Origin of the sequence: Streptomyces sp. NPDC005017 (genome assembly GCF_042873115.1) — a bacterium.
Taxonomy (GTDB): domain Bacteria; phylum Actinomycetota; class Actinomycetes; order Streptomycetales; family Streptomycetaceae; genus Streptomyces.
Window position 1 is genome coordinate 155,194 of the sequence record NZ_JBIALD010000014.1, and the last position, 13,124, is coordinate 168,317.

The 13,124-nt window shown below is 71.6% G+C and carries 12 protein-coding genes; 1 reads left to right on the forward strand and 11 read right to left on the reverse strand.

The genetic code is table 11. The annotated features are described in order from the left end of the window. Positions 1 to 77 precede the first annotated feature (77 nt). Both ACFYR0_RS22385 and ACFYR0_RS22390 read right to left on the reverse strand, forming a co-directional pair. Complete coding sequence (locus ACFYR0_RS22385) at positions 78 to 1,922, reverse strand: ABC transporter ATP-binding protein (protein WP_389330695.1); 1,845 nt, start codon at positions 1,920 to 1,922, stop codon at positions 78 to 80. Continuing rightward, a complete protein-coding gene (locus ACFYR0_RS22390) occupies positions 1,915 to 3,870 on the reverse strand; it encodes an ABC transporter ATP-binding protein (protein WP_389330698.1) in 1,956 nt (651 codons plus the stop codon). The genes ACFYR0_RS22385 and ACFYR0_RS22390 overlap by 8 nt, the downstream gene beginning before the upstream one ends. A gap of 422 nt (positions 3,871 to 4,292) precedes the next feature. Here ACFYR0_RS22390 and ACFYR0_RS22395 point away from each other — a divergent pair, with 422 nt between their 5' ends. Continuing rightward, entirely contained in the window at positions 4,293 to 5,285 is a 993-nt protein-coding gene (locus ACFYR0_RS22395) for a TauD/TfdA family dioxygenase (protein ID WP_389330701.1), read from the forward strand. 47 nt (positions 5,286 to 5,332) lie between these two features. Here the strand turns inward: ACFYR0_RS22395 and ACFYR0_RS22400 are convergent, their stop codons facing one another. The 9 genes from ACFYR0_RS22400 to fabG all read right to left on the reverse strand — a co-directional run bounded on the left by ACFYR0_RS22400 (position 5,333) and on the right by fabG (position 12,974). Further along, positions 5,333 to 5,578, reverse strand: coding sequence for an acyl carrier protein (locus tag ACFYR0_RS22400; protein WP_386382100.1), 246 nt, complete (start codon positions 5,576 to 5,578; stop codon positions 5,333 to 5,335). A gap of 3 nt (positions 5,579 to 5,581) precedes the next feature. Next, positions 5,582 to 6,073 carry a 3-hydroxyacyl-ACP dehydratase FabZ family protein gene (locus ACFYR0_RS22405; protein WP_389330705.1) on the reverse strand — a complete coding sequence of 164 codons (492 nt, stop codon included), beginning with the start codon at positions 6,071 to 6,073 and terminating at the stop codon, positions 5,582 to 5,584. Next, positions 6,066 to 6,473: a 3-hydroxyacyl-ACP dehydratase FabZ family protein gene (locus ACFYR0_RS22410; protein ID WP_389330708.1), complete on the reverse strand. Its 408-nt coding sequence runs from the start codon at positions 6,471 to 6,473 to the stop codon at positions 6,066 to 6,068. The genes ACFYR0_RS22405 and ACFYR0_RS22410 overlap by 8 nt, the downstream gene beginning before the upstream one ends. Positions 6,474 to 6,477: 4 nt before the next feature. After that, complete coding sequence (locus ACFYR0_RS22415; RefSeq protein ID WP_389330711.1) at positions 6,478 to 8,031, reverse strand: phenylalanine aminomutase (D-beta-phenylalanine forming); 1,554 nt, start codon at positions 8,029 to 8,031, stop codon at positions 6,478 to 6,480. A gap of 9 nt (positions 8,032 to 8,040) precedes the next feature. Next, the gene (locus ACFYR0_RS22420) at positions 8,041 to 9,663 is read right to left on the reverse strand and encodes an AMP-binding protein (protein WP_389330714.1); all 1,623 of its coding nucleotides are present in this window, start codon (positions 9,661 to 9,663) and stop codon (positions 8,041 to 8,043) included. Positions 9,664 to 9,803: 140 nt separating this feature from the next. Then, positions 9,804 to 10,790 carry a beta-ketoacyl synthase N-terminal-like domain-containing protein gene (locus tag ACFYR0_RS22425; RefSeq protein ID WP_389330717.1) on the reverse strand — a complete coding sequence of 329 codons (987 nt, stop codon included), beginning with the start codon at positions 10,788 to 10,790 and terminating at the stop codon, positions 9,804 to 9,806. After that, entirely contained in the window at positions 10,778 to 11,983 is a 1,206-nt protein-coding gene (locus ACFYR0_RS22430) for a beta-ketoacyl-[acyl-carrier-protein] synthase family protein (RefSeq protein ID WP_389330720.1), read from the reverse strand. Before ACFYR0_RS22430 ends, ACFYR0_RS22425 begins: the two co-directional genes overlap by 13 nt. Positions 11,984 to 11,987: 4 nt before the next feature. Continuing rightward, positions 11,988 to 12,230: an acyl carrier protein gene (locus tag ACFYR0_RS22435; protein WP_389330723.1), complete on the reverse strand. Its 243-nt coding sequence runs from the start codon at positions 12,228 to 12,230 to the stop codon at positions 11,988 to 11,990. 18 nt (positions 12,231 to 12,248) lie between these two features. Beyond that, entirely contained in the window at positions 12,249 to 12,974 is a 726-nt protein-coding gene (fabG, locus tag ACFYR0_RS22440; RefSeq protein WP_389330726.1) for a 3-oxoacyl-ACP reductase FabG, read from the reverse strand. Between the last annotated feature and the right edge of the window lie 150 nt (positions 12,975 to 13,124).

Here is a 13,124-nt window from a genome sequence, read left to right on the forward strand (position 1 = left end):
CCCGTGCCCGTACACGTCGGCCGCGGGCTTGTCACTGGATCAGCCTGCGGCGGTACCCCGTGAGGTGCGCCGTGCGCTCACCGGTAGCCCCTGGACTGCAGCCCGTACAGCTCGGCGTAGGTTCCGCCCCGTGCCATCAGCTCGCGGTGGGTGCCCGATTCGGCCACCCGGCCCTCGTCGAGGACGATGATCAGGTCGGCCATGCTGACGGTGGAGAAACGGTGGGACACCAGCACGGTGACGCCGCCGTGGCCGCGGGCCTCGCCGGCGGCGGCCGCGAACCGTTCGAACAGGGCGTGCTCGGTGTGCGCGTCCAGTGCCGCGGTGGGTTCGTCGAACACGCGGAGCAGGGGCCTCTCGCGCATGAGGCCGCGGGCGAGTGCGAGCTTCTGCCACTGCCCGCCGGAGAGGTCCACGCCGTTCGACCAGCGAGTGCCGAGCCGGGTGTCCAGCCCTTCCGGCAGATCGGCGACCACGGAGGTGGCGCCGCCGCGCTCCAGTGCCGCCTCCACCGCGGCCCGGTCGCCGATTCTGGGCAGGTCGCCCACACCCACGCTCTCGCGTACGGTCAGTTCCAGGCGGGTGTGGTCCTGGAACGCGCCCGCGCACCGACTGCGCCATGCCGCGGGGTCTATCGCGGTCAGGTCGACGCCGTCGACCAGAATCGATCCGGTGTCGGGCCGGTAGAACCCGCACAACATCTTGACCAGGGTCGACTTCCCGGCCCCGTTGTCCCCGACGAGGGCGACCACGCAGCCGGGCGGCAGATGGAGCGACACACCGCGCAGCACCTCACGGGTCCGGCCACCGCCGCTGTAGCGAAAGTGCACGTCGCGAAGGGTGATGCCGTCCTTCAGCTGCCGCGGTGCCGCGAGAGGCCCGCCGGGCGCCGCCTCGTCGGCCCCTTGCGGCCGGACTGCCCCGGTCCGGGCGGCCGCAGTCGCCCGATGCTCATCGGCAGCGTACCGGCGCAGCCACATGAAGCGGCGTCCGACGGTGAGGATCTGGAGGAAGTAGGTGCCGTAGCCGACCGCCGTGCCCACGGTGGCGCTCATCTGCGCGGCGAGGCCGACGACCAGCACCACATCGCCCGCGCTCGCCTGGCCGTCGACGGCCCGCAGCAGTACGAGGGTGATCGCGGCGATGTATCCGAGGGCGTTGACCGCGCCGTCGAGGGAGGCGAGCCCCGCGGCCTTCCAGTCGGCCCGGTTGCGGTGTGCGGTGACCTTCTGGGAAGTGGTTGCGTGCCGGGTTCCCAGCTGGGCGGTGAGGCCGAACACGCGGAGTTCGGCACCGTAGGCGGGCGAGGTGCCCAGTTCGAACAGGTGCCTGCGCAGCCGTTCGGGCTCACTGGTCGCCTCCTGCGCCCGCGTGCTCAGATCGCGGCGGATCTTGCCGAGCCACAGGGAGGGCAGCGTGAGCAGGGGAAGGAACAGCAGCCGCGCGTCGATGCCGACGAGCAGGACAGCGGTCACGGTGAGCGTGGCTGCCACGCGCAGAACGCCCGCGGTCGCGTTCACCATGCCGGCCAGCTGGCCCTGCTCCTCGCGGATGCGCTGGATCTGGTCGAGGTAGTCGGGGTTCTCGTGGTGGGCGAGCCCGCCGGTTCCCCCGACCAGGCGCATCAGTTCCGCTGCGGCTGCAGCTCCGGCGCGCTCCTGCACGGTGAACAGGCAGTGCACGTAGTAGAACACCGAGGCCAGTGCGCCGATGCAGGCGACGCCGAGGATGAGGGCGGCGGTCAGACCGCGGTCCAGGTCGCCGGAGACGGACGCATCGACGATGATCTTGGCGCCGAGCGCGCCGACGGGGATCGAGACCGCGAAAGTGATTCCGGTGAGCAGTTGCCAGGACGCGTGCCAGGGGGCGGCGCGGAAGCCGATCCCCATCAGTGCGACATAGGATCGCAGGGTCTCACGCACGTCGTGCCTCCGCGTCGTTCTCGGTTGCCGTCAGCGACACCCGCGCCGGGGCGGGAGGGGGCAGGTCGTCGTCGGAGAAGCGTTCCGCCTGAACCGTGAACATCCGGGCGTACTTGCCGCCCAGCGCCATGAGGTCGTCATGACTGCCTTCCTCGATGACCTCGCCCTGGTCCAGCACCACGATGCGGTCCACCCTGCGCACGGTGGAGAACCGGTGCGAGATCAGCACCGTGGTCAGGGAGTCGGTGAGTTCCAGGAAGCGGTCGTAGATCTCGGCTTCGGCCCGGATGTCCAGGGCGGCGGTGGGTTCGTCCAGGATGAGGACCTGGGCGCCCGCCTGTGCCGCGAAGAGGGCGCGGGCCAGGGCGACGCGCTGCCACTGTCCGCCGGACAGGTCGGTGCCGTGGGAGTACTCGGGGGACACCACCGTGTCCCAGCCGTGGGAGAGCGACTCGATCAGGGGCAGGATCCCGGCGCGTTCGGCCGCACGGTGCAGCAGGTCGCGGTCGTCGGCACGGTGCGGTGCACCGAGCGTGATGTTGTCGGCGATGCTGAGGTGGTACCGGGCGAAGTCCTGGAAGAGCACGCTGATGTGGCGGCGCCATTCCTGTACGTCCAGGTCACCGAGGTCCTGGCCGTCGACCTCGATCCGGCCTGCGGTCGGCTCGTGCAGCGCGCACAGGAGCTTCACGATGGAGCTCTTGCCGGCTCCGTTGTCCCCGACGATCGCGAGGGACCGGCCGACGGGGATCGTGAGGTCCAGGCGCCGCAGTGCGTCGCGTTCGGCGCCCGGATAGCGCAGGGCGACCCCGTGGCAGCGGATCGCCCCGGCGGGCGCGGGCGCGGCTTTCCGGAGCCGCGGCCCGTCCGGCGACGCGGGCGTTTCCTGCGGCTCACGGCCGGAGGCGTGGTCGCGCAGGGCGAGGACGGGGGGAACCGCGGCCGCCGCGAACGCCAGTTGGGCGTTCTGGTCATCGAAGGCGGTGTAATTGTTGGCGAGCGCCAGAGCCTGGGTGAACACGGCCAGGCCTGCCAGGCCGAGGTCGTGGTGGACCGCAGCCCACGCCAGCAGCCCGTAGGAGAGCACGTTGACGGCCCCGAGCATGCCGGTGGTCGCGGCGACGGTCCGCGCACGCGGGCGGCGCTCGCGCCACACCGGTTCCATGGCAGTCCGCCATCTGTTCTCGAAGCGGGAGGTCAACCATTCGAGCATGCCCCACAGGCGCAGTTCCTTGGCGGGGCCGGAGGTCAGCGCGAGGTCGCGCAGATACTCGGCCTCCTGCAGCGCCGCGCTCTGACCGAAGGCGAGCGCGCCCACCCGGAAGTACTCACGCTGCATGAAGTGCACCGCCAGCGGCCAGGCGACGAGCCACAGCAGGCCGAGCCACCAGTGGAAAGCGAGCAGGACCGCGGCGCCCGTCAGGGCCCGCAGCCACGCCGGCAGCACGTACACGAGGGCGGCGACGGCCTGGCCGGGACGCCCGTTGTCCGTGACACCGAGCCCACGCACCACCTGCAGCGCCGCGAGCACACCGGGGTCGAGGAGATGATCCAGGCGGTCGGGACGGCCCACCGCGCCCAGGGTCTCCTGCTGCAGGAACCGCTCCGCGTCCCGGCCCAGCGTGTCCCCCAGCGCGCTGACCAGCGGCGGCAGGGACTGCTGGAGCACCACCAGCACCCCGGTGGCGGCAAGCAGGGCCAGCATGTGCCGGCCCGCGGGCGAGGAAAGCCCGTCATGCAGGGCGTTGGGCACCGCGCCGATGAGCAGACCTGTCGCCACCGCAACGGCGACGGGCAGCACCGACACCGCCAGAATCCCCGCCACACCCCAGGCGGTCTTGACGCGGCTGACCCGCGGCAGGAGCCGCACCAGGGCGACCGTCCCGCCCAGGGCGGGAGGGAGGTGCACTCTTCTCAGCAGGGCCCAACGGGAGTGTGATTGAGGCACGGTGACGTCCTTGCGAGGCGGTCGGGTCGGCTTGTCCTTGCGTGCGGCCGTACGCCGGTGGCACCGAACAGCCGCCGCCGGCCACGGAAGACAGCACACCGTCCAGCACCGGACCGTGCCCCATCCCACCCCGCGGCTCCGGCCCGAAGGCACAGCCCCGCAGCGCACCCGCCGCGGCTGTCCGAGCCGCGATCCGACCGGCGCACGCAAGCATCGCCCCCCGCCTCGTGCGGCACCAGGCATCTGCGCGGCAATTCCGCCGCCCCGATTTGCCGGTCCCGTGCCTGGAAGGTACGGGTGACCAGTCAGGACAGTGGAAAGCCGATACAGACATCCGCCGGTGCGGCGCACACGGCCGCATCGAAGGCGGGCTGCCAGGCGCCCGGGACGCGGCACCGGCCGGCCCGAGGGGGAAGACGGACGTGACGGCAGGATCGACCACCACGAGCAGCGAGACCGGGCAGGACGGCATCCGGATACAGTTGACACCCAAAGAGGCGGCACAGACCGCCGCCCTGGCCGAACGGCTCTCCTCGACGGCATCGGGCGCGGTCGACCACCCCGACTGGATCGCAGCCGCCCGCACCACGAGTTGCGCCCTCCCCGTCCGGCTGCTGGAGGCGATCCGGTCCTACCGCAACGACCCTGGAACCGACGGGCTTCTCGCGATCGGTCGTCTGCCGGTGACGCACGGCGCGCTGCCCCCCACCCCCACCGTCGCCCAGTCGGCCGAGACCGCCGCCACCGTGCCGGCAGCAATCTCGATGCTGGTCGGTCTGCAGCTCGGCGAGATCGTCGCCTACCGCGACGAGAAGCGGGGAGCGCTGGTGCAGAACGTCGTGCCCGTACCGGCACTGGAGACCTCGCAGAGCAACGGCGGTTCCGTCGCGCTGCAGTTCCACACCGAGAACGCCTTCCATCCTCACCGCCCCGACCACATCGGGCTGCTGTGTCTGCGTCCGGCGCGCGAGGGTGTGGGGACCTACATCGCGTCGATCCGGCGCGCCCTGCCGCTGCTCGCCGACAAGGACGTCGCCGTCCTGCGTGAGTCACGGTTCACGACGTGCGCGCCGCCCTCCTTCAGCGCGGCCGACCACTCCTGCCCGCACCCGGTGCTGTCCGGCCATCTCGACGACCCGGACATCCGGGTGGACTTCCACGCGACGTCCGCGCTCGACGACGAGGGCGCCGCGGCCCTGGACCGGCTCGGGGCGGCTCTGGACTCGGTGCGCTGCGAACTGGCCCTGCAGCCGGGCGAGATGGTGTTCCTCGACAACCGGCTGGTGGTCCACGGCCGCGGTGCCTTCACGCCCCGCTACGACGGATCCGACCGGTGGCTGCACCGTGTGTTCGTCCACCTGGACAACCGGCGCAACCGGGAGTGGCGCATCGACGCGGGTTCCGTGCTGATCTGAAGGCGCGGCGGTCGCGGCCGGGCCTTCAGATCAGCAGGCCCGGCACGTCACACCGTGTGCCGGGCCAGTAGGTCACTGAGGGCGTCGACGGTGTAGGCCCGGGGCAGTTCGTCGTGCGGCAGGATCACCTGGTAGGTCTTCTCCACCTGGGCGACGATCTCGATCAGGTTCAGCGAGTCGGCCTCGTAGCGGCCGACGAAGTCCGCGCTGTCGTCGATCTGGTCCGGGCTCAGTGCCAGCACGTCCGCCACGATCGCGCGGATGCGTGCTGCCGGGTTGCCGATGTCGTTCAACTGTCAACCTCCTGTTGCTGTACTGCTGGCGGGGCTCGGAAACAGGCTCGGGGCAGAGCGGGCGACGACCAGGAGGGACCCCACGGTGAGCACCGTGCGGCCCGCCACCTGTGTCCGGCCCGTGAATTCGCCGACCGTGCCGGAGTGGTGCTGCAGTCGCACCTGGTGCTCCAATACGTCCCCGGGCACGACCGGCGCGGCGAGGACGAGGTCGCGCAGGCCGGCCATCAGCGGGACCTCGCCGACCGGGCCCAGCCCGGCCAGCGACCACAGCACGCTGGCCGCCTGGCCGAAGGACTCCAGCAGCAGGGCCGGCGGATACGCGAAGTCCTCGATCCCTGATGCGTCCTCCAGGTCCCGGTAGCAGTCCTCGGCCGCGGTGACCGCCTTCGTGGCCACGAGGGCGGCAGGCGGCGCGAACTCCCGTACGGTGTCGAGCAGGAGCATCGGCGGTCGCTGGCGCAGCAGTGCCCGCACTTGGCTGTGGTCAAGCACGGGCGGTCACCGGTTCGTAGGTCGCGGACAGTTCCACCGCCGTGCGGCCCTGGGCGCACACGCCTCGGGCGCGCACCGCGAGTCGGCCGGCACCCTCACGGGTCACCGACACGGCCAGGTGCAGTTCGTCGCCGGGGAACAGGGGCCGGCAGAAGCGGGCCCGGTCGATGCCGCACAACCGTAGTGCGGCGCCGTGCGCCGAGCGGACCGTCTGGTCCACCCAGTCGATCACGAGCACTCCGGGCAGGATCGGAAAGCCCGGGTAGTGCCCGGCCATCTGTGCGGCGGCGATGTCGACCGGCAGGCGCACCGTGACCCGGGTGCCGCCGGGGATCTCCTCGGCCAGCGCCGGGCGCACGAGCGCGTCGGACAGAGCTGGGCCGCGGGTAACGGCTGCCACGGCCTCAGCCCAGACCCGGCTGGGCGACAAGCCGCCGCGCGAGCGTCTCGACGTAGTCGGTGATCGTTACGTCCCGGTCCAGGTACGGGACCACCTCACGGGTCTGTTCGTACAGCCGCCTGGTCGCCGCCGACAGACCCTCGGGGCCCCGGATGTCGGCCGCCTGGCAGGCGCACAGCAGCTCGAAGGCGACCACATGGGCGACGTTGTCCAGGACGTCCCTGGCCCGTCGGGCGGCGACGAAACCGAAGGAGACGATGTCCTGGAAGTCGGCCGTCGAGCTCAGCGACTGAATGGACATGGGCATGGCCGTCGCCCGGGTCTCCGCGGTCAGTGAGGCGGTCATGAACTGGCCGCCCATCAGGCCCAGCCGCAGACCCGGATCCTCCCGGCACAGGAAAGCCGGAAGTCCGTTGCTGTTGCTCGGGTCCAAGAAGCGGTCGATGCGGCGGTTGGAGAGGTTCATCAGCGTGGTCAGGGCGATCACCAGGTGGTCCATCGCCATCGACACGTACTGGCCGTGAAAGTGCCCGTTGTGGAAGACCTCGGCCTCGTCGGGGTCCACCAGCGGATTGTCGTTGGAGGAGTTCAGTTCGTCCTCCACCACGCGCTGGACGTCGGCGATGCTGTCCACGACGGGCCCGAGGATCTGCGGGGTGCACCTGACCGAATAGGCGTCCTCGATCGACTGCGACCCCGCCTTGGCGTGTTCGCCCATCTCGTGGGAGAGAAGGTGTTCGGTGTCCAGTTCGTCCACGGCGAGGCGGGAGTCGGCCAGCGTCTTCCACAGGAACTCGGCGACCACTTGCTGCCCCGCGTGGGGCTTGAGCCGGTGCACGCGCGGGTCGAACGGCTTCAGCTTGCCGCCGAGGGCCTCCACCGACAGGGCCGACACGAGCAGGTACGACTGCAGCAGCCGCCGAGCCCGTTCCACGGTCAGGCAGCCCAGGCCCACCATGCCCGACGTGCCGTTGATCAGGGCCAGCCCTTCCTTGAAGCTGAGCTCCATCGGTTCGATGCCGGCCCGCCGCAATGCCTCGGCACCGGGCAGGACCTCCCCGTCGAACCGCGCCCGCCACTGGCCTATGCAGACCAGTGCGATGGCGGCCAGCGGCCCGAGGTCGCCGCTGGTGCCCAGCGAACCCTTCTCCGGCACGCAGGGCACGATCCCGGCGTTCAGCACCGCGATCAGCTTGTCCAGGTTGGCCAGCGAGATCGCCGAGTTCCCGCGGGCCAGGGACACGATGCGCGACATCATGATCGCGCGGACCGTGGCGTCGTCGAGGTGGTTGCCCACATTGGTCGCCACGGCGTTGAGCAGGTTCTCCTGCAGCGGGCGTGCCAGGGTGACCGGGATCAGCCAGTTGACGAATCCGCCCATGCTGGTGTTGACGCCGTAGATGACCCGCTCGTCGGCGACGAACTTCTCCAGTGTCCGGCGGGAGCGCTGCACGCGGGTGCGGACGGCGTCGTCGACGGTGACCGGGGCGGCCGCGGCGGCGGCCGACTCGACCTCCGCCAGCCGTACCCGCCGGTCCAGGGACAAGGTGTACGTCACGCTTCGCTCCTAGGCATTGGTGGGACGTCGTACGTCCGGTGTGTTGCGGGGGGCGGCCAGCGAGTGCCGCAGCATCTCGCGGTCGACCTTTCCGTTCTCGGTCAGGGGCAGCTCCGGCACGGGGCACACCCGCCGGGGCACCATGTAGGCGGGCAGTTCCCGCGCGCACCACGCCAGCGCCGCGGTCTCGTCGAACTGCGCGTGCGGGCCGTCGAGTACGACGCCCGCCATCAGCACCTCATCGCGCCCGCGGGGCACCAGGACGGCCGCGGCGGCGGTCACGGCGGGAAGACGGGCCAGGGTGCCCTCCACCTCGCCGAGCTCGACCCGGTGTCCGTGGACCTGCACCTGATGGTCGGAGCGGCCCAGGAAGTACAGCTCGCCCCGCACCCCCAGGCGGGCCAGGTCCCCGGTGCGCAGCACCGGCTGACCGTGCCGCGGGTCGACGGGATCGGGCACCAGCACGGCGGCGGTGGCCTCGGGGTCGTTCCAGTAGCCGCTGAACAGTGCCGGGCTGCGCAGGTAGATCTCCCCGCTCGCGCCCGGTTCGGTGACCACCCGTCCCGCGCCGTCCACGAGGGTCATCTCGGCACCGGTGTGGGCGCGCCCGATCGACAGCCGTTCATACCCGGCGGGCAGGGGGTCGGGGACGTCGGTGAACGAGGCCGCCATCGACTCGGTCGCCCCGTAGCCGTTGACGAGGCGGGTGCCGGGAAGCATCTCCTGGAGCAGGCGCAGTTCGGGGACCGGAAACTGCTCCCCGGCGAAGACCACCGAGCGCAGCGTCCGCAGTTCCCTCAGCAGTTCGGGGTCATGGCGCAGTACGGGACGCCACAGCGAAGGGACACCGTGGACCTGGGTGACCTCCGCCTCGCGCAGAAACCCGATCATGCGGCGCGGTGAGCCGAGCCGTTCGCGGGGGACCGGGACCAGCGTCGCCCCGGCGGTGAGGGCGATGCCGATACCGAAGAGGGCGAAGTCGAACTGCAGGGGCGAGGTGCTGGCCACCCGGTCGTCGCCGTCGGCCAGTCCGTCTGCGACCACCGCCCGCAGGAACGTCACGATGGCCCGGTGGCTCATGACCACGCCCTTGGGCCGGCCCGTCGACCCGGATGTGAAGACGATGTAGGCGGTGTCGGTGGCGAGCACGGCCTGCCGACGCCGTACCGAACGCGTCGGCGGGCGCTCGACCACCAGGCCGTCCGGCCCGAAGCGTGCGGTGGCGCCCGTGGGAGGCAGTTGCCTGGACAGGAGGCCGTCGGCCCTGGCGTGCACGGCGGGCTCGACCGCCCGCAGCACCTGTTGCAGGCGGCCGTCCGGCGTCTGCGGGCTCACCGGTACGAACGGCAGGCCCAGCACCGAGCAGGCGAGCAGCAGCGCCACGGACGCGGCCGAGGTGTCCGCCTCCACCACCACCCGGTCGCCGACGTCCAGGCCGAGGCCGTCCAGGACGGCCGCGTACTCCTTCACCAGACTGTCCAGGCGGCGGTAGGAGACCTCCCGCACGGCTCCCGTCCCGTCCGGCTCGATCACCGCGGGCCTGGCCGGCGTACGGGCCACCGCCTCCTTGAGCAGCTGATGGAAGTTGTCCACGGAAGGACGCGCGGGTTGCACGGCGTCGTTCTCCTTCATCGGGCGACGGGTCGGCGGCCGAGCGGCCGTGTCGTGGGCAGGAGGGGAGCGGGGTCAAGGACCCGGAACGGGTCCGCGCCCGGTGTGCGCGGTGCGGGGGCGGCCCGGAACACGCGGCAGCGCCCCACGCGCGGGCCGGTTCACGGCTGCGCCCTCTTGAGCACCGCGACCGAGAGCAGACCGTCGGGGTCCACGGCGACGACGGCGGCGGGCAGCGTCCGCTCGGTGAGGAGCGAGGCGATCTGCAGGGCCGCGTGGGCCCCGTAGCAGTCACCGATGCGTTCCTCGCTGTACAGGCGCCGGGCTGCGGGCAGCGCTGTGGCGATCGCTTCGTCCTGCGCCGCGTCCGCCTCCGGCTCGCCGGTGTGCCGGGCCGCCACGGCGACCACCTCGTCGGCGGCGACTCCGGCCGTTTCCAGTGCGGCGGCCACCATGCCGGTGAGCTGCTCCGCGCCCTGGCCGGGGACCGCGCGCACCGTCAGGGCGGCCACCTCCGCCAGGCCGGTCCTGCCCGACGCCTGTGCCACGGCCGCGTCCTCCAGCACGAACATGGCCGCGCCTTCGCCGTGTGCCCGAGGCGCCCTGGCCGCCTGTGCGACACGCGCGACGGGCCCTGTGAACTCTTCCGAGGAGCCCGCCACGACCGTGTCCGCGTGGCCCGCCCGCAGCATGACCATCGCGTGCCGCAGCGCGACCAGCGCGGACGCCGGACCCGCGGCGACGGTGGCGTTCACGCCGCGCAGCCCGTAGCGGATGGCAGTGGATCCCGCAGCCGCGTTCAGGACGCAGTTGGGGCTCTTCGCGGCGGTCACCATGTGCGGCCGGGGCTGGACGAAACTGTCCAGCCCGAACTCCGCCACGCCGGTGACGCTGCCCGCCGCCGTGCCCACCGTCAGGCCGACACGGTCCCGGTTCTCGTCGGTCACCGCCAGGCCCGCGTCGTCGAGCGCTAGTCCGCACGCCGCCATGACCAGCTGGGCACTGCGGTGGCTGTACTGGGTGGCTCGTCGTCCTAGCAGGGCCACGGCGTCGAAGCCGCGTGCCACGAAAGCCCTGCCGGTCTCCGGGTCCTCCTCGGGGACCGGGTCCGGCCAGATCGCTCCGACTCCGGAGATCACGATGCGCACGGCGGACTCCCCAGGACGACGATGGCGTTGTTGCCGCCGAAACCGAAGGCGTTGCTCTGCACGACCCGTACAGATGCCTCGCGCGCGGTGTCGGGCACGATGTCGATGCCTTCCAGCTCGGGATCCGTGGCCCGGTGATTGATCGTCGGCGGGATGAACGCCCGGTTCAGAGCCAGCGCGCAGGCCACGGCGCTGAAGCCGCTGGCCGCGCCCATCGCGTGTCCCAGCATGGACTTGAGGGAACTGACCGGCGGCACGCGCCCGCCGTACACACGCCGGATTGCCTCCGACTCCACCTGGTCGTTGACACGGGTTCCGGTGCCGTGTGCGCAGATGTAGTCGACCTGGTCAGGCGTGACGCCGGAGCGCTTAAGCGCCGAGCGCGTGCAGCGGACGATGCTGTCCGTCTCGGGCGCGGAAGGGTGGTGGGCGTCGCAGGTCATGGCGTAGCCGAGGACCTCCGCGTAGATGCGGGCGCCCCGGCCTTGCGCGCGCTCCAGGCTCTCCAGGACCAGGGCCACTCCGCCCTCGGCGGTCAGCATGCCGTCCCGGTCCCGGTCGAAGGGCCGACAGGCGTCCTTGGCCAGGGCGCCGAGCCGGTGGAACGCGGCGTGGGTGAAGCGGCTCACCGAGTCCGCGCCGCCGGCGACGGCGAGCGCCGCCTCGCCGGAGCGGACCAGGTCGAAGGCGTAGCCGAGGGCGTAGTTACCCGCGGCGCACGCCGTGCCGAAGGTGATTGCCTCGCCGGTGGCGCCGATCTCCTGGGCTGCCGCCAGTGCCAGCCGGCCGGTCGGCAGCTGGGCGGACAGCTGCCGGTCGGGCAGGGCCGGGCCGCCTTTGTGCCAGGACTCGGTCATCGCCACGATGTGCTGGATCTCGCCCGACGTGGTCCCCATGACCACCGCGCCGTCGTCGCCGAATTCCTCGATTCCGGCGTCGTCGGCGGCAAGCCGTGCGGCGGCCGCGGCGAACAACGACGTCCGGCCCCACTCGCCGGTGTCCACCGTGGTGACCAAGCGGCCGGCGTCGAAGTCCTTGACCTCGCCGGCCATCTGCCGCTCGAATCCGGACACGTCGAAGGACGTGATCCGCGAGATCCCGCTCTTGCCCATGCGGACGGCCTCGCAGAAGTCCTCCACTCCGATGCCGATGCTCGATACCGGCCCCAGGCCGGTGATGACCACGCGGTGCACCGGGCTACCATCCCGCCGCTCGGGCGACGATCTCGTACGTGGCGTGCAGATCCGTCATCCGCCGGGCGTCGCCCTCGTCGATCGTCACGTCGTAGCGCTGCTCGATCTGTGCCAGCAGCTCCACGATCAGCAGTGAGTCGGCGTCCAGGTCGTTGATGAAGGAGTTGGCCTTCTCGACCTCCTCCGGGTCCGCCGCGAACACTTCCGCGGCGATGTCGCGCAGTTCCGTCATGCGCTGTTCCAGCATGGGGCTTCCTTCCGTGGACTAGGACAGACCGCCGTCGACCCGCAGGACGGCGCCCGTGATGTACGCGGCCCGCTCGGACAGCAGGAACGACACGGCGTGGGCCACATTCGCCGGGGTGCCGAAGCCGCCAAGGGGGATGCCGGTCTCGGCCCGGGCCCGGACCGACGGCTTCATCGAGGCCACCATGTCGGTCTCGATGAAGCCCGGTGCGACCACGTTGATGCGGACGCCGTAGCGTCCGGCCTCCTTGCTGAGTGACGAGGCAAGGCCATGCGTTCCGGCCTTGGAGGCGGCGTAGTTGGACTGCCCGGGATTGGCCGACAGACCGGCGACCGACGAGACCAGCACGACCGCTCCCGACTTGCGGCGCATCATCCCGAAGGCGACGGCGCGGGTCAGGTGGAACGCTCCGTCCAGGTTGGTGCGCAGGACGGTGTTCCAGTCGGCGGGGTCCATCAGGGCGAGGCTGCGGTCACGGGTGATGCCGGCGCAGGACACGGCGGCCGTGGTCGGCCCCAGCTCCTGTTCGGCCTCTTCGACGAAGGACCGCACCTGCTCGAAGGAGGTGACGTCGACCGCCTTGCACACGACCCGTCGTCCGTGAGCTTCGATGCCGGCGGCGGTCTCCTTCGCCGCGTTTTCGTTGCCCCGGTAGCAGAAGGCGATGTCGTGTCCGTCCTCGGCGAGCTGAACGGCTATCGCGCGGCCGATGCCCCGTGAACCGCCGGTGATGATGGCGGTCACAGGCCGCGCCCTTCGTCTGCAGCGCGGCCGATGGCTCCTGGCGCGGTGTGCCGCGTGGGGGAGGCGGGTGCCGGAGCGGTGAATGCGGGCCGCAGCGAGAAGAGTCTGCCTCGCTCCGGCCAGTCGCCGACGGCGGTCCCGGACGCGCAG